This is a genomic window from Paenibacillus sp. JJ-223 (assembly GCF_927798175.1).
GTDB classification, from domain to species: domain Bacteria; phylum Bacillota; class Bacilli; order Paenibacillales; family Paenibacillaceae; genus Paenibacillus; species Paenibacillus hubeiensis.
The window spans coordinates 146,388-163,510 of sequence record NZ_CAKMMP010000018.1 but is presented as its reverse complement, the minus strand read 5'-3'; the positions used below and the strand labels follow the sequence as shown (position 1 = coordinate 163,510).

Sequence of the window (17,123 nt, the reverse complement as noted above, 5' to 3'; positions counted from 1 at the left end):
GATTTCGCTATACGCAAGTATCCTAGCTACGCAGGGGCTTGGCCCCTCCTGCGACCGGACTTTCACCGGCTAGAAGATGCGTGCTTAGCTGGGCACGCCCAATGTAAAAAAACCTACCCGTTACACGGATAGGTTCTTCGATCAGATCGTGTGTTTTAATTCCAGCTCCGCATCCAGCCATTTCAACGCCGCACGCAAGGTGTCCTGCGGAACCGTCTCGTACTGGTCCCCGATCGAACATTCGAAAACACATCCGCTGTCCGTCCTATTCAAATACGGCGTCATGCCGATCCCGAATCGCTGGTACATTTCGGCCAGAACAGGTTCGACCTCGGCGGGGGGATATGCAAAATGCACGTGGAACATGTTCGATACAGGTACCTCAGGCAGCGTGCGGATGCCATGGCATTCGTTCAACAGGGCGGCGAGTTCTTTGGCCTGCTCGTAATAGAGCCCCATTTTGCCAATACGTTTGTTGTAGTAATATTGCGAGCTTAAGATGTACGGATACAGGCCGATCAAATCCCCGCCATGACGCCTTTTCCATACTTTGGATTCCTGCATCACGTCAGCTTCCCCGGCCAGAATCGCTCCTGCGATTCCTCCGATCCCTTTATAAAAAGACACATATACCGTATCAAATAGACTGCAAATCTCGGCCGGCGTCTTTTGATAGTATGGCGTGATCTCGAACAAGCGCGCACCGTCCAGATGCAGCTTGATTCCGCGCTCCCGGCAGTACGCCGAGATCGCCTCCAATTCCTCAAATGGCGGAAGCTGCCCGCCGATCTCGCGTTGGGGAAGCTCCAGCAGGAGACAGGAAATCTCCTCGTTCATGCCCGTTACGTCTTCCAGCCGAATCAGCCGATCCTTGTCCGCAAGCAGAACGGTTTCGATTTGATGCAATTCTTTCAATCCATCTTCTTCATGGATTTCCAAATGGCTCAGCGGATGGTACGCTACCCGTTTTACGCCCTTGCGGTCGCACCAAATGCGGAGAGCAATCTGTTGGGCCATCGTGCCGCTCGGAAAGAAGACGGCCGCTTCTTTGCCCAGCACTTCGGCCATTTGCCGCTGAAACTGCTCGATCGTTTCGCCGCGGCCGTAATGATCGCTGTCCATTTCTCCATCCAGATGTAATATCGCTTCCTGAAGCACTTTGATTTTGCGCGGACCATTTCCGCCTACCGTGTATTCGGCCTGCCGGAACGCGTCCGCAAGCGTCAACGTTTCACTGCTCATGATTCTTCGCTCCTTTTCTCCTCCTGTTTTGGGCTCAACATGCGAACCAATGCCCCTAACGCCCCTGCCCGGCGTTCTCCCGTCGACACGACGAACCCTGCTTCCAACCTGCGATAACGTTCCGGCAATGTGACCGTAACAAGTTCACCCCGTTCTTCAGCACGTATTACGGAACATCTCGGCAAAAGGGTTACGCCCAAGCCTGCCGACACTCCGTTCAGAATCGTATCGAGCGTGCCGTAAGACGTTATGTTCGGCGCTTCAACCCCATGTTCCTTTAGAAAAGCCTCTGCCTGCGTCCGATGCGTGCACCCTACTTCGAAAAAAAGCATCGGTTTATGCAGCAGCTCCGGCAGCCCGTTCGATTCATGCATGCTCCTCCCGGCAACCAGAACCAGTTCATCGTCATACAGCTTGACGTACTCAAGCTCCGGATGAACCATCGGCCCATATACGAGGGCACCATGGAGTTCGTGGCGAATGACTTTTTGCGCCAGTTCATGGGTTCCGCCCGTGATCAGGGAAAGCTGCACGTCCGGATACCTCGCCTGGTATTCCGCCATGAACGGCGTCAGAAACGAGGAAGCGCCTGCCTCGATCGCACCCAGCCGCAACGGTCCTGCTGGAGTCGTCCCCGCCCGTGCAGCCTCTTCGGCTTCGTCGAGCAGGTGCAATATTTTATCCGCATAACCCAGCAAATTTTCCCCGGCCGACGTTAGCGTCATCCCCCGATTGGTGCGATGAAACAGGGGCACCTGAAGCTGCTGTTCCAGCTGCCGAATGCGCGCCGTGACATTGGATTGCACATAGTTCAAGGTTTTCGCGGCCTTGCTGATGCTTCCTTCACGGGCAACCGTCCGGAAAATGTTCAAATCGCCGGCATCCAAGCGCGTTCACCTTCTTTCTACAATCACGCCGGTATCTGCTATGAACATTTTTGATATCTGCGTTCGTTTCTGTTCATTTTACGCCAAAGCCAGTCGGCTGTACAATGAGCCTCAGTTTCAATCACGGGCTAGACGAATGAACATGCACTGGAGGATGAACGACCATGAAAGCTATGTATCACACTGGAAAAAACGGCCTTGAAGGACTGCAATATACGAGTGAAGCTCCTGCGAAAGCGCCTGGTTACGGAGAAGTACGAATTCGTCTGAAGGCTGCGGGCATCAACCATCGCGACTTGTTCATCATGAACGATCGCACCGCACAGGACTCACCGCTCATTCCGGGGTCGGACGGAGCTGGTATAATAGAAGAAATCGGGGAAGGCGTGGATGCATTCCGTAAAGGCGACGAAGTCATCATCCACCCTACGTTGGGCTGGAACCACGCCGCCGATGTGCCTGCCGTGCCTGGCATTGTGGGCGGGCCCGATCACGGCACGCTGGCCGAATGCATTACGCTGCCTGCCGACAATGCGCTGCCCAAACCCGTTATGCTTAGCTGGGAAGAAGCCGGCGTATTATCGCTGTCGACGTTGACCGCCTACCGCGCGCTGTTCACACGCGGAAACCTGCTTGCCGGCGAGCATGTGCTCATTCCGGGCATCGGCGGCGGGGTGGCCACTTCGGCGCTGCTGCTGGCCAAGGCCGCCGGAGCCTGCGTGACGGTGACGTCCCGCAGCGAAGCCAAACGTGCGGAAGCGCTGCGCCTTGGCGCGAACCAGACCTTTGACAGCCACGGAGATTGGCAGAAAGAAAATGCGCTTGGACCCGTCGACCTCGTCATGGACAGCATCGGACAGAGCCTCTTCTCCCGTTATTTCGAAATGCTGCGCCCCGGCGGACGAATCGTCATGTATGGAGCAAGCTCCGGCGATGAGCTGAAGGTGCCGATCCGTACCATCTTTTTCCCGCAAGTGAGCCTGCTGGGCACCTCTATGGGCAGCCGTGAAGAGTATGTACACATGCTGGAGTATATCGGCCGGCATCATATTCGTCCTGTCATTGATCGCGCATATTCGCTGGAGAACACCCGCAGCGCTTTTGAACGAATAGCCCAAGGCGAACAGTTCGGTAATATCGCCATCCGGATCGACTGATGATCATAGACAATGACTCTTGCTCCCGTTGCTTAACAGCAATCGGAAGATGGTTCTGACCACGTAGTGATTCCGTGCAGAATCATTGGTTCAACTGACATAGCTAGAGCATTTTGGAACAGGACAAGGAGGTTCCCACAATGAACGATAGAACCCATTTGGTAGAATTGGTACGCAAATTGATGCATGCGGAAGGAACCGAAGCCGAATTGGATGACATGCTGTCAGAACTGGAACGTCAGGTCCCACACCCTGCGATCAGTAACCTGATATTTTGGGACGACCGTGAATTGACTCCGGAACAGATCGTAGAGGAAGCGTTAGCCGCACGCCCAATCATCCTTCCGCCAACACAACCTTAATGTTTAGAGTTGCGAACCGATATGACCGAGTCCAATGATTCGCTACACCACCAACCGGAAGACCGGCATTTCTACAAGAAGTTCGACAAACTCTAGGAGGTGATCATGCATGAGTGAATCCCGAGGTTCAGACAGCTCCCACCGTCCAACGAAACATCGCGCTCCAGAACTGCAATTCAAAGGCGGAGAAGAAGCAGTCACTCCCGTATACTTGACCCAAGGCGAGTTGAATGCCCTGCGGAAAGCCATCATGTATTTGAAATTTGAGTGCGAAGAAACGGACTCGCTGCTGTATGCAGGCAGCCCTCTGCTTAATAGCGTGCTGGAAAAGGCGTTTAGCGCGGACGTTTACAGGGAATTTGCGGAGAGCTTCCACGCACGCCCCAACCCGCATGCCGAGACCTTTATGCGGAAGAAACTGGAGCGATCCTATGCGGAAGAGCTGGCTCCTCGAGAGCGATCCGAGGAACTGAAGGCCGAAATTCTCCGAAGCTGCATGTTTCCCTTTCCGCTATCATAGTACAAAGAGGCAGGCCTGGCGGCTGCCTCTTTGCGCTCTATCATTCATTTGAGTACGATGCCCCATACTTTTTTAAATCGTTGATTTACAGCCATTCAGAATACCCGCATCTTATTCGCATTCATGTCTTTCTCCCTTCAAATTTTAGGTTCAACCGATCATCGATATCATCCGGATTATCCTGGTACTTTGTTCAACCAAGAAAAAGATGCTAAGAATTAGCACATAAATGCAAAATGTTTGCATGCATGTTATATGAACCTATATAATCAACCCTTTATTTATATGTAACAGGTGCCTCTCCCATAAATTTCGTTATAATATAGAAAGTTCAAAAAATATGTAAATAGATGCAATACTACCCATAAGTACAGGAGGCGAATGATGGAAACCGAAGGTCTGCGCAAAGTCGAAGAGTTGGCATTAAAAAAGCACAAAATATATAAACAAAGTCTGGTCCGTTATCTGTCACGTTCCATGCTGGCCAGCATGTTCATCGGCTTCGGGGTCATCGTGGCGTTCAAGACGGGCAATTTCTTCTATATGGAGCAATCTCCGCTGACCTATCCGATGGCCGCACTGACGTTTGGAGCAGCAATCATTCTCATCGCCTACGGCGGCGGGGATCTGTTTACCGGAAACACGTTCTATTACACCTATGCCGCTTTGCGTAAGAAACTACGCTGGTTAGAGGTGGTCAAGCTGTGGGTGGCGAGTTACGGGGGCAACCTGATGGGTGCGGCGGTGTTTGCGCTGCTGATCTACCTGACAGGACTGTTTGATTCGTCCCAGGTCAACGGCTTCCTCCTGAGCGTGGTCGAACACAAGATGGAAGCTCCGGCAATGCAGCTCTTTTTCCGGGCAATTCTGTGTAACTGGCTCGTCTGCCTGGCGTTTTTCATCCCGATGTTCATGAAGGAAAACGGCGCCAAAATGTTTGCCATGATGCTGTTCGTGTTCTGCTTCTTTATTTCGGGATATGAGCATAGCGTGGCGAATATGTGTACGTTTGCGATTGCGCTGGTACTGAACCATCCGGGAACGATCTCGTTCGAGGGCGTGCTCCACAATCTGGTCCCGGTCACGTTCGGCAATCTGGTAGGCGGAGTGCTGCTGATGGGCTTTATGTATTATGCGGTGAACAAACCTTTCCTGGATGAGGAACAACATTAATGGATGTTGAAAAGAAAGCCAAAGCCCCGTGCAGCTTATCCCTTCAAAGGGAAAGGCTGCACGGGGCTTTGCAACGGGAAGGCATATATCACTGGCCTTCCCTCCGTAATCTTCCGTGGCGGATATATCAAGGATAGCCCTTCCACGGAATGTCTTCGATCTCGTTGTCGCAGCGCGTGACCACGATTATGTTTTTTGCCGCCATCGAATTACCGTGCTGCGGACCCGGCTTCCTTCCAGCGAAAGGTCGCCGCCGATTGCGGAGGCAATGTGTAACGCAATGCATTGTCGTCCATCACGATCTCGAAAGCCACCGCATCCTGTCCAGAATTGCTGGCGATCAGCACCATGGAACCGTCCGGATTGCGAAAAGCCGCATTCTCCAAAACGCCCGGTTCCTGGTTCGTTTCCACCCTAACGGCTCCCGAACGAACATACCGACTGATGTGCCCCATGGCGTAATATTCCACGTTCCGCTCGACCTTGCCGCTCTCCGGGTCAATCGTCACCATCCCCCGACAGTTGGCGCATCCGCCATTGGTCGGTCCACCTTGCGGATCAAGCGCGATATTCCAGAACAGTACGCTGCTGGCCCAATTTCGCGCAGCACCGATGATCAGGTTGGACATCTGCCAGCTCAGGTTAGTTCCGAAATCCGGGCTCCATTCGCCTCCGCTGCATTCGGTCACATAGATCATTTTGTCCGGGTGCCTGTCATGGACCTCAGTCATTGCAGACGGATCGCCCGCATAACAGTGGAAGGCCGAGCCTTCAACGGAGGCTGCCGTCCGGCGATCCTCAAACAACTCTTCCGTATACCTCACGGCCTGGTCCCAGTTGTGATCATACGCTATGATGCGCGTATCCAGCCCGGCCTCCATGAAGGCAGGACCTAGATAATCCCGGATGAACATCGCCTGCTCCGCTGCCCCCATGCTCATGCTGGGGTAGTTCGGCGACGTGAATTCCGGTTCGTTTTGTACCGTGATGCTGTGAATCGGCACCCCTCTGGCCTGGTAGGCCTGAATGTATTTTACGAAATATGCTGCATAAGCCGCATACACCCCAGGATCATTATAGTTGAGGTACCAGCCGTTATGCGTCCGCTCGCCGTATTTCATCCAGGCCGGCGCAGTCCAGGGCGTACCCATGACCTTCACATCCGGCTTGACCCGAACAACATCCTCCAGCATGGCTACGACTCCCTCATCTTGTTCGATCGAAAAATGTTCGAGGGCGTAATCCGTTCCTTCTTCGACGTCATCATACGTATAGCTTGAAGGTTCTCCGGATGCATTCACGGAATAATCCGATGCACCGATCGTATGCCGTACCATATTGAGATTCAATCCCTCTGCGGTAAACAGCTCGTGCAGCAACATTTCCCGCTGCTCTTGGGGAAGGCTGTTGATCAGGTAAACGGATGACCCCGTCATGGCCGCGCCGAACCCCTCCATCTTCTGATGAGCTTGCCCGGCATTTACTCGAATGGACGCGACGTTTTGGCGTTTCTTCTCATCGTCAGGCCCAACGGGCTTCCACGACCGAGGCTCTTGCCTTGCCAGCAGCTGACTCTGATCCCCTGTCGTCAGCCATACCTCTGCCTCCGTCATCCTTTTCTTTTCGGGCAAAGGCATCGGCGCAGGCGGCTGAACGGCTGCAGGGCTGAATGCCCACATCAGCCAAACGGCGCACCCCGCCACCAACAGACCGATGCCACCCCTTACCATCCAAGTTCTCGTTCGCCGATACATCGCTGCTCCCTCCTTCCATACGTTCCGCCCGGATTCCCAAGGGTGGAAAAAGCCGCAACCAGGCGGCCGCGACTTCATTGATTTCCATATTCGTAACACCGATTATTTGCCGGAAGCATTTCCGATATTCACGCTGCCTGTCAGGCGGATATCGTCCGATGCGCTGCCGACGTAAACAGGGACTTTGCCCATCGGCGTCACCCACTTGTTCGACGTTTCATCCCAGTAGGACAACGCCGATGGGTCCAGCTCGATCTGAACGCGCTGCTGCTTGCCTGCGTTCAGATCGACTTTGGCCCAGCCCGCAAGTTGTTTCTTTGGCGTCTCCGCTCGGGCAGGCAATGGGCCGACATAGACCTGTACCACTTCTGCACCGGCGCGTTTACCCGTGTTGCGCAGATTTAGAGATACCTCAACCGTTGCCTTGTCACCCTTGCCCTTATTTTTCACATGCAAATTGCGATAATCGAAGCTCGTATAAGACAAACCGTGCCCAAACGCAAACGCAGGGGTCAGGTTCTCTTTTTCATACCCCTTATAACCCACGAAGATGCCTTCGGAATAGCTGCCGACTCCGTTCACGCCCGGAAACTGCTTCGCGGTAGACACCGGTGTTTTCGTCTCGTCCGCCGGGAACGTTACGGGCAGCTTGCCCGACGGATTCACGTCGCCGAAGAGAACGCGCGCCACGGCATTTCCTTGTTCCTGACCTGCGTACCAGGCTTGAACGATAGATGGCACCTCGTTCTGCCAGGAGTCGGTTTCGACCGCGCGACCGCTCATTTGTACAACGATCGTTTTCGGATTCGCCTTGGCTACCTCGCGAATAAGTTGTTCCTGATTGTTCGGCAGCTCCAGATCAGACCGATCCACATACCCTTCGCTGTCATACGTGCGGGTCACCACCACCGCTACGTCGGATTTTTTGGCAAGCTCGACGGCCTTCTGCATTTGGGCATCCACGGCGCCTTCTGCGGGCTTCCATCCGAAACGAACCTGGGCGCCCATGTCATGGCTGGCCTGAACAGGGAAGTCCGTGCGGTACTCGATCCGAATCTCGCGAGACTCTCCTTCTTTGAGCGCAATCGTCTTTTCCGTTGTTCCCAAAGCCTTCCCCTCATTGTCCACAAGCAGTTGATTATCCACATACAGCTTCGCCGAGCCGAGACTGGTCAGGGATAACGCATACTCACCCGATTTCGGGGCAGTAATCGAACCTGTCCAGCGTGCCGACATCTTGCTATTGAACTTCGTTGGCGTCACGGGAAGCTTGGACGACTGCGCGTTGAAGCCTTCGTAGTTATAGAAGCCGAGATTCACGTTCACCTGCCGGTCGATGCGGACCAATTCAGGATTTCCTTCCATGTTGGCATTGGTCCAATATTCGGCACGCAGTCCATTTTCCGCATGGTCGGTACTATCATTTCTTTCGCTTTGTGCCGCATCGACAGGCGATAACAGCGTGGATGGCACCGCATCCGGACCGTTGAACGCATCTCCTGCCGAGATCGGATCGGTACCGGCAGCATAGTTGACTTCGACGCCTTGGCCCGCGCGGTTGCGAATACCCTGAAGCGGGCTTACCGTATAGGTCGGGTTGACCAAACTGCTGCCGCCTCCGGCTGCCGACGACGTATCCGCATCGGGCCCGATGACCGCAATCGACTTGATATTTTTGCCGGATAACGGAAGAACATTGTTGTCATTTTGCAGCAGCACCATGCTTTCTTCCGCAAATTCACGGGCTTTCTTACCGTCCGCCTTGGCATCGATCTGCTGATTGCGAACCGGTTGATCGAAGAGACCTTTCTCGAACATTTGCAGCAAAATCCGTCTGACCTTGTCGTCCAGCGTCTGTTCGCTGACCTCGCCCTGTTTTACGGCTTCCAACAGCTTGTCGCCCCATTTGCCGTATGGTTCGCCTGGCGTTTCGAGATCGAGACCTGCATTCGCGGATTTTGCGGTGCTGAAATTCGCGCCATAGTCGCTCATGACGAAGCCTTCGAATCCAAATTGCTTTTTGAGAACGTCGGTCAGCATGTCCTTGTTCTCGCAAGCATATGTACCGTTCACCTGGTTAAACGAACACATCGCTGCTCCCAGATTCGCCTGCTCGACCATCGCTTTGAACGGACGTGCATACACTTCCTGAATGGCCCGTTCGCTCGCGATCGCATTCGTCGTGAAACGTTCCGTCTCCTGGTTGTTCAGGATGTAGTGCTTGGCTGTCGCAATGACCGGGTTGTTTTGAATTCCCTTTACATAAGCCGCTCCCATCCCGGAAGCCAGCAGCGGATCTTCGCCAAGTGATTCGAAGTTGCGCGATCCCCATGGCGTGCGGGCAATGTCCAGTCCCGGCCCAAGCACCACGTTATGGGTTGTGTCATGCGCTTCCTGACCGATCAGGTCTCCGTACTTTTCGGCCAGCTCCGTATCCCAGGACGCTGCAAGCGCAATCGGTGCCGGGAGGGCGGTGGATTTCTTATCCTGCACATCCGGATTGGCCACCCGCACTCCGGCAGGTCCGTCTGCCATCTGCAGCGCAGGGATGCCGAGCCTTTCCACGCCGTCATTATAGAAACCATAATAGTTATTGACCTTACCAGTAACGAAGCTGACCTTTTCCTCCAACGTCATCGCCTGGAGCAGCAGCTCCGTGCGCTCCTCTGCACTCAGGGAGGCGTTCATCCATGGACGGTCAGCCTTGGATTCCGCTTGCGAGGCATAGGCATGCAGCGGCATGACTGCCAATGCAACGATGATCATCATCGTAAACCATCGCCGTTGGCGTTGGGATAGAGCTCTGTTGATGCTTCTGTTCATGTTGTTATGCTCTCCTTCTCTTTCTTTGATCATTTCCTCGCGCACATTTTGAATACATGTATACAAGGAAATGTAAGCTCGCTTTGTCCAACCTGCCCATATCATGAGCCCCTGCTCATCGCTGAGAAAAGTCGTGTTCACCGACAAGCGAGCACTTTCTTACGATAGCCGACCCAAGCGTAAATTTCACCCCCTTAAAATTGGAAATCGATTGGGTTTAAACAATCTAGTTCTTGCGAATCACCCCTTCGAAAATGCATCTAACAGGAAAAGAAAGCGAATTAATTACATTTCCGTAACCTTTATTGCTTGAATTCCTCCAATGCAAAAACAGCCGAATCGTCCCATTCCCGATTCTCCTTTTTATTCTATTAAATTCAATGATTTGGAATGAACAAACGACATGTAGCCCCCTTCCTTTTCCAACAACAGATGCATTGGCGGCCATCCTGCTGGCTGATCCCAAGAAGCTTTAACTTTGACTACCAGGCAAATCAGAGTAGTTCACTAAGCATAATACCCATATTCACTCAATTACCATTTATGTTATTTAACATTACATGAAACATCATAAAAATCACTTAAATATAAATTTTTCAAAAATAATGTTATTTTAGTTGACATATGATTCAAGACTTTTTATAATTTGAATCAAAATCACAGTGCAGTGATCATAACAGGTGCGGGGCACAATGACGTGAACCGCCTGTCGGCAATGGGGCCGCAACTCGTTCAGCTTTCTGGACGAATTGCGGCCTTTTCTGCCTGAAGTCATGCACGGATCACAAAATACTAGAGAATGATCAATAGGATGAGGAGCGATGAATGATGATGGAGAGGAAAAGTTTTTGGAAAAGCGGCCACAAGCCTACTTTGTTCGGTGCATTCCTGTATTTCGACATCAGTTTTATGATCTGGGGCATGTTGGGCCCACTCGCCGTCGTTATTGCGATGGATTACCCGATGACTCCGGTGGAAAAAGCCAACCTGGTCGCTTTGCCCATCCTCGGCGGTTCGATTCTTCGACTCGTGTTAGGTTTTATGTCCGACTACATCGGCCCCAAACTCACTGCGCAGATCGGAATGGGCGTCACCGTCATTCCGCTGCTGCTGGGCTGGCTGTGGGTCGACTCCCTGAACCAGCTGTATGTCGTCGCCCTGCTGTTAGGCATTGCCGGCGCATCTTTCGCCGCAGCGCTTCCGCTTGCCGGCCAATGGTATCCTAAGGAACATCAGGGGCTGGCCATGGGGATCGCCGGTGCCGGGAATAGCGGAACCGTGCTCGCAACCCTCTTTGCCAATCGATTGGCCACCCATTTCGGCAACTGGGAAATCGTGTTCGGCCTTGCACTGATCCCGATCGTAATCGTCTTCGTCTTTTTCTCCCTATTTGCCCGCAACAGCCCCAACCGGCCTGCTCCCAAAAAGCTGTCCGAATACAGCAGCCTGTTGAAGCAGCGTGACGCCTGGGTGTTCTGCGCCTTCTACTGCGTCACCTTTGGCGGATTCGTCGGCCTGGCCAACTATTTGACCATCTTTTTCAACACGCAATACGGCCTGTCTGCGGTGCATGCAGCCGATATTACAACCTTTTGCATCATCGCGGGAAGCTTCTTCCGCCCCGTCGGCGGATTCCTGGCCGACAAACTCGGCGGTACCCGCATGCTGACATACCTGTACATGGGAGCTTGCATCATGTTAATCGGCGTGTCCTTCCTGCCGCCATTGCCTGTCGTCGTTGTCATGCTTTTCCTGGGCATGATGTGTCTGGGCGCCGGGAACGGCTCCGTCTTCCAGCTTGTGCCGCAGCGATTCGGCAACGAAATCGGGCTGATGACCGGCATTGTCGGCGCGGCAGGCGGAATCGGAGGATACGCCCTTCCGCTGATTCTCGGCCAGCTCTACAGCACGTACCAATCCTATACTCCGGGCTTTGTCATCCTTAGCTTGATCGCGGCCGCCTCCATGGCGCTTGTGCTGGTCATGCAGTCCAAATGGCGTGCCCACTGGCTTAAAAACTCGCTGGCAGCTAAAAAGGAATCAACCTCTTTCTCTGCTTAATGAGGCCCGAGTTTCAATGATCTACCTAAGGAGAGCCGCGCTTGCGGCTTTTTTCTTTTGTACGGTTCTCTCCGATCACGAGGAAAATGCAGAATGAACGCGTCGACAATTTCTGTCCCGGAGCGCTAACGAATCTCAGACACCTTATTTCGCCGTTTTGCATCCTTTTCCAATCCTTACGAACCTCAGACACTCTACTTACGGTCACAACAGGAAAAACAAGATTATTTCCCCGGAATAGCGTGTCACAGGTTCATTAGAGCACAAACTTGGCCCATTTCCGTGAAATAACGTGTGTCAGGTTCTTTAGCAATTCGGTAGCCATCTCATCAAGGACTCCCATTCTCGTTATTTGATGAATGCTTACCCCGAAAAAAAGGCCCGAGCCTATTCGGCTCGGGCCTTTGACGCACTTTTTTTTAAAATGCAGGAATGGCGATATCCGCGTAATTTTTTTCAAAAAAGGCTTTCACTTCCGGGCCGGCCATGCGTTTCGCCAGCTTCTGGATCGCCTCCGAATCCTTGTTGTCTTCCCGGGCAACCAGCGTAATTGCAAAATGGGAATCATCCTTTTCGGTGAGCAATGCATCCTTCTTCGGCGTAAGACCCAGCGGGCTAGCGTAAGCCGGGGTCATGGCAACCAGGTCGGCGTCATCCATCATGCGGGCCAGCATCAGCAGGTCGACCTCTTCAAACTTGTAGTTCTTTTTGTTCTCCACGATATCGGCCTGGGTAGCGTTAAATCCAACGCCTTCCTTCAGCTTGATAATGCCGTTCTGCTCCAGCATCACAAGGGAACGTCCGATGTTGGATGGATCGTTCGCGATCGCGATCGTCGCGCCTTCGGGCAGCTCGTCCATCGATTTGTACTTTTTGGAGTATGCGCCGTAAATCGCGTTGTAAATCGGTTGAACCGGTACCAAGGTAGCGTTGTTCGCTTCGTTGTACTGCTCCATATAAGGCACATGCTGGAAGAAGTTAGCATCTACTTCCTTGTTGGCAAGCGCCGTGTTCGGCTGCACGTTATCGGACAGAACCACCACTTCCAAGTTCACGCCGTCTTCCTTCAGCAAAGGCTTCACAATATCAAGCACGTCTGTCATTGGTGGAATCAGGGTCGCTACTTTCAGTGTCACTTCCTGTTTGGCGTCAGAACCGTTTGCGTTGCCTTCCGCCGCAGGTGTTTCCTCTTTTTTGCCGCAACCGGCCAGCACGAGCATCAGTGCCAGTACAAGCAGCATCCATTTTGCTTTCATCAATGTAATAACCCCTTCTCGTAAATAATCTGTTTGTTGGATCACGATCTGCGGTCAATCCAGCGGGACAGCCGCGTGCCCGTATATTGGATCGCTTGGACCAGGATGATCATGATAATGATCGTAAATGCCATAAGCTCTGTTTCAAAGCGCTGATAACCGTAACGAATGGCAAAATCGCCAACGCCGCCTCCCCCCACGATCCCCATGACCGTGGAATAGGAAATGAAACTGATCGTTGCGGTGGTCAAGCCCAGCACAAGACTTGAGCGTGCTTCGACATACAGGAACTTGAACACCAACTGCATCGTCGAAGCCCCCATCGAAGCCGCAGCCTCCAGCACGCCTTTGGGTACGTCGAGCAGTGCTTGCTCCGCAAGCCGTGCATAATAGGCGATCGCAATCACCGACAGCGGCACCGTCGCGGCCAGCGTGCCGATCGATGTGCCGACAACCATGCGCGTGAACGGAATCATGAACACCACGAGCAGCAGGAACGGGAACGAACGGATGATATTCACCAGGCTCCCCAAGATCGTGAATAATGGCCGATTCTCGTAACGCTGTCCTTTCCTGAACAGGTAAAGCAGCGTGCCAAGGGGCAAACCGATCAGAACGGCAGCCGCAATGGAAATGCCCACCATGACGAAGGTCTCTCCAATCGCCTGCCAGATTTCATGCTGATATTGCAGCACGATGTCAGGTATCATTCCTGCCACCTCCCGTTAAGGCATCACCTTTCAGCAATGCGGTGAGCATATCCGGACCGGGAGCGGGAATGCTGCGTACCTCCGCCTCGGATAACGTCTTCGCGATCCGTCCTTCCCGCATCACGGAAATGCGATGGCACAGCTGCCGTGCTACCTCCATCTCATGGGTCACGAGCACGACGGTGACGCCCAGCGATGCATTGACATGACGCAGCAAGTCAATGATTCCGCTCGTCGTTTGCGGGTCAAGCGCGGACGTCGGCTCGTCGCAGAGAAGCAAGTCCGGACGGCTCGCAATCGCTCTTGCAATGGCCACGCGCTGCTTCTGCCCCCCGCTTAGCTGGGCCGGGTACTGCCGGGCTTTGTCTTCCAGGCCGACAAACCGCAGCACGTCCAAGCCGCGCGCAACCCGGTCGGATTTTGGCATGCGCGCAAGCTCCAACGGCATGCACACGTTGCCGATCACCGTCCGGTTGCTGACCAGGTTGAAATGCTGAAAGATCATGCCGATCGATCGACGAGCTTCTCGGAGCGCCCGTTCGTTCATGCCTGTAAATCGCTGGCCGTTCACGACCACTTCGCCCTCGTCCGGCTTCTCGAGCCCGTTCAGCATGCGCAGCAACGTGGATTTCCCCGCCCCGCTCGAGCCGATGATGCCGTGGATTTCGCCTTGGCCCACTTCCAGCGACACTGCGCTGAGGGCTTCGAATCCTTGATCCGTACGAGATCCGCGTTCGCTGTAACGCTTGCTCACGCCGTATAATGAAATCATGGAGCTTCCCCCCGCGATAGGATCATGCATGGTTCTTCAGAACACATGGAGAAAAGCCCGCACAGCCGATAACCGGAGCGCGAGCAATCCTGTTCATCTATAATAAATCATCCTTTGGCGGGAGACAAGCCTTAGCGCGAGATGTTCGCTGATAGCGTGTCTGCCGAATAGAGACCGAAGCGTCCATTGGCCGATCCGATATAAATGTCATCGCCGATGCGGTTCATCGTGCCGTTTTTGGCATCCCGATCCCGATGCTCCGGCGTACCCATGACGATATCGTGGATGCGTCCGCCGATCTTTCCGGTATTTTTGTCCAGTACCAGCAGGTCATCCCCCCGAGGCAGCAGAAGCTGGTCGCCCGCAAGAACGTAGCTTCCCTGATTGAGCAGCATCGGAATCGCGACCCCTTCCTCTTCGACGTTCCACACTACGCTGCCCGAATCGTAATCCAATGCCGCCGGAAAACCGTTCAAGACGCCATACACTCGATTCCCTTCCACCAATCCACGGTCGAACTTTCCTTCGATCGCCCATAGCTTTTTGTTGCTTTTCGGATCGAATAATGTCGTGGTATAGTCATGGACATCTCCGTAATTTTGACCGTTTTGGTTTTCCCGGATGAGCAGACGACCGTCGTTCAACACCTCGAAACGCTGACCATTCCGGGCTGCGAACTTCGCCTGTTCCTCCCCGGTCTTCAGGTCGATCAACACCCACTGATCATCCAGCAGCATCCAGCGCTCCTGTGAAGCATCAGCGAAAGGATCCAGCCGTTGGATGCCGTCGAAGTAAGGATCGTGCTGCGGATCGTCGATCGTCGACTTTTTCGCCGGTTTGCTCCAAACCACCTTGCCCGTATAAGGTTCTGCGGCAACCAGTTTATTTTTATTCCAGTACAGGACGTAAGGATCGTCGGCTCCTTCGTTCAAAAGGCGATATTCCCCGCTCAGGTTCAGCGTCCACAATGTTTTTCCGTTCTTTGCATTCAGTACGGTAATACGGGCTTTTTTGCCGTCCGATTGCACCTGGTCCTCCACAACCACAACATTCGCGGCAGCAGTAACCGTGTTACCTTCGAAACCTTGCTTGGCCGTCCGCTCCCACATCACCTTCCCGTCCTTCAGGCGAATATGACGTATCCGATGCACGTAATCTCTTTCAGCCGGATCATAGTCGGCATACAGCGTCACATACTCGCGGCTTGCATCAAGTTTTGTCAGGAACATGCCGAAGCCGGTATTGATCTGCCACAGCTTTTTGCCTGTATGCCTATCCAGTGCATAAACGGAGCCTTCATGGTAAAAACCGCTGAATCCGCCGTCATCGCCTTTGATCAACAGAACATCTTCATTCCCTGCCTGAAGGAACGTATAATTAATGTCGCCTTGATTGACCCATACCGGCTCCCAAGGCAACGTTGCCGCCAGCGCCTTGCCATCCATCCGGGACGTAAACTCATAACGATCGCTGCGTTCCGTTTCTGCACTAACCTTCCCGGGATTGCTGCCATTCTGCGGCAAATTCCAATGCATTCTCTCCAGCTTGCCTTCCGGAGTAAACGTCAAAAGCACCTGCCCGTCTTCATGCTCGTATCGCCACGTTTCCCCTATTCGCATCGGGTCGCCGGTCTGGCTCAGGTTCGGGGAATGCTCGGTCCAATCCGGTTCGCCAAGCCGCTTCGCGATCTGCCTTTCCGTATCTCCCTTATGGATCAGAATATCCGTCAGATGGCGCACCTGGCCCGTCGACAGAGAAGATTCGGACTTCATCCACCCGTCCGGGATATCCTCCTGCTGCGACACGTCTTTGGCTTGAATCCATTGCATGGACGGCCGGAACGAATAAAAATCCGCGTTCCAGATGCGGGGAGCCAGCGAAACGCCGTACCACTGCCCCTGCTGCGCGACGATAAACGCCTTTTTCTCGAGCGCAGGTCCAGCATCCCAGACCGTAGCGCTGCCGGGATAAAGATAAAACTTGCTTCCAGGCCGGAGATGGAACGTGCGCGGAGAAACGGGTTTGATGCTGGCCGCATCTTTCGTTGCATACCATGCCGGCAACCACTGCTCTCCGTTGATCTCGTCTTTGCTTTGAATCCAATCGTCCTTGACGGCATTCACTTTCAACTTAGCTCCATTTGCCGTATAGTTCTTGATTTTCATCAAATCGGCGGCCACGCTGCTGTCCTTTATGTTCGAAAACAAAGGAACGTTTGCGGGAAGCGCAACGGTGTCTCCCCGTTTGAACGCGGCTGAAGCAAGCTGTACCTGCTGAGCGCCTCCCTCGTTTTTCGCGCCCATGACCTTTGTATTCATGTTCAACAGGATGCTTCCGGCCGCGATTACGGCCACAGCCCCGGCGATTCCCAACCGCCCATATCTTTTCGTCCGCATGTTTTGGCCT

General features: G+C 53.5%; 13 protein-coding genes. 5 read left to right on the top strand and 8 right to left on the bottom strand.

Annotated features, from left to right (window positions below; genetic code table 11):
• Positions 1-141: 141 nt before the first annotated feature.
• Positions 142-1,242, bottom strand: a complete 1,101-nt coding sequence (locus L6H98_RS26640; RefSeq protein WP_236420714.1) for a beta-eliminating lyase-related protein — start codon at positions 1,240-1,242, stop codon at positions 142-144.
• Positions 1,239-2,129 carry a LysR family transcriptional regulator gene (locus L6H98_RS26635; protein WP_236420713.1) on the bottom strand — a complete coding sequence of 297 codons (891 nt, stop codon included), beginning with the start codon at positions 2,127-2,129 and terminating at the stop codon, positions 1,239-1,241. The genes L6H98_RS26640 and L6H98_RS26635 overlap by 4 nt, the downstream gene beginning before the upstream one ends.
• 164 nt (positions 2,130-2,293) lie before the next feature.
• Here L6H98_RS26635 and L6H98_RS26630 point away from each other — a divergent pair, with 164 nt between their 5' ends.
• The 4 genes from L6H98_RS26630 to L6H98_RS26615 all read left to right on the top strand — a co-directional run bounded on the left by L6H98_RS26630 (position 2,294) and on the right by L6H98_RS26615 (position 5,341).
• Entirely contained in the window at positions 2,294-3,286 is a 993-nt protein-coding gene (locus L6H98_RS26630; RefSeq protein WP_236420712.1) for a zinc-binding dehydrogenase, read from the top strand.
• Between the two features lie 140 nt (positions 3,287-3,426).
• A complete protein-coding gene (locus L6H98_RS26625) occupies positions 3,427-3,648 on the top strand; it encodes a bacteriocin immunity protein (RefSeq protein ID WP_236420711.1) in 222 nt (73 codons plus the stop codon).
• A gap of 109 nt (positions 3,649-3,757) precedes the next feature.
• On the top strand, positions 3,758-4,168 hold the full coding sequence (locus L6H98_RS26620) for a hypothetical protein (RefSeq protein ID WP_236420710.1): 411 nt from the start codon (positions 3,758-3,760) through the stop codon (positions 4,166-4,168).
• Positions 4,169-4,552: 384 nt separating this feature from the next.
• Entirely contained in the window at positions 4,553-5,341 is a 789-nt protein-coding gene (locus L6H98_RS26615; protein WP_236420725.1) for a formate/nitrite transporter family protein, read from the top strand.
• Positions 5,342-5,550: 209 nt separating this feature from the next.
• Here the strand turns inward: L6H98_RS26615 and L6H98_RS26610 are convergent, their stop codons facing one another.
• Positions 5,551-7,095, bottom strand: a complete 1,545-nt coding sequence (locus L6H98_RS26610; protein ID WP_236420709.1) for a glycoside hydrolase family 30 beta sandwich domain-containing protein — start codon at positions 7,093-7,095, stop codon at positions 5,551-5,553.
• Between the two features lie 102 nt (positions 7,096-7,197).
• Positions 7,198-9,918, bottom strand: coding sequence for a beta-glucosidase (locus L6H98_RS26605; protein WP_236420708.1), 2,721 nt, complete (start codon positions 9,916-9,918; stop codon positions 7,198-7,200).
• A gap of 831 nt (positions 9,919-10,749) precedes the next feature.
• Here L6H98_RS26605 and L6H98_RS26600 point away from each other — a divergent pair.
• Complete coding sequence (locus L6H98_RS26600) at positions 10,750-11,979, top strand: nitrate/nitrite transporter (protein WP_236420724.1); 1,230 nt, start codon at positions 10,750-10,752, stop codon at positions 11,977-11,979.
• A gap of 419 nt (positions 11,980-12,398) precedes the next feature.
• On the opposite strand, the gene L6H98_RS26595 is transcribed toward L6H98_RS26600, so the two are convergent.
• The 4 genes from L6H98_RS26595 to L6H98_RS26580 form a co-directional block, all read right to left on the bottom strand.
• Positions 12,399-13,235: a MetQ/NlpA family ABC transporter substrate-binding protein gene (locus L6H98_RS26595; RefSeq protein ID WP_236420707.1), complete on the bottom strand. Its 837-nt coding sequence runs from the start codon at positions 13,233-13,235 to the stop codon at positions 12,399-12,401.
• A 41-nt stretch (positions 13,236-13,276) separates the two neighbouring features.
• Positions 13,277-13,945 (bottom strand): methionine ABC transporter permease, encoded by a 669-nt coding sequence (locus L6H98_RS26590; RefSeq protein ID WP_236420706.1) that lies wholly within the window; start codon positions 13,943-13,945, stop codon positions 13,277-13,279.
• Positions 13,935-14,717, bottom strand: a complete 783-nt coding sequence (locus L6H98_RS26585) for an ATP-binding cassette domain-containing protein (RefSeq protein WP_236420705.1) — start codon at positions 14,715-14,717, stop codon at positions 13,935-13,937. The genes L6H98_RS26590 and L6H98_RS26585 overlap by 11 nt, the downstream gene beginning before the upstream one ends.
• A 131-nt stretch (positions 14,718-14,848) precedes the next feature.
• Complete coding sequence (locus L6H98_RS26580) at positions 14,849-17,113, bottom strand: PQQ-binding-like beta-propeller repeat protein (protein WP_236420704.1); 2,265 nt, start codon at positions 17,111-17,113, stop codon at positions 14,849-14,851.
• Positions 17,114-17,123 lie beyond the last annotated feature (10 nt).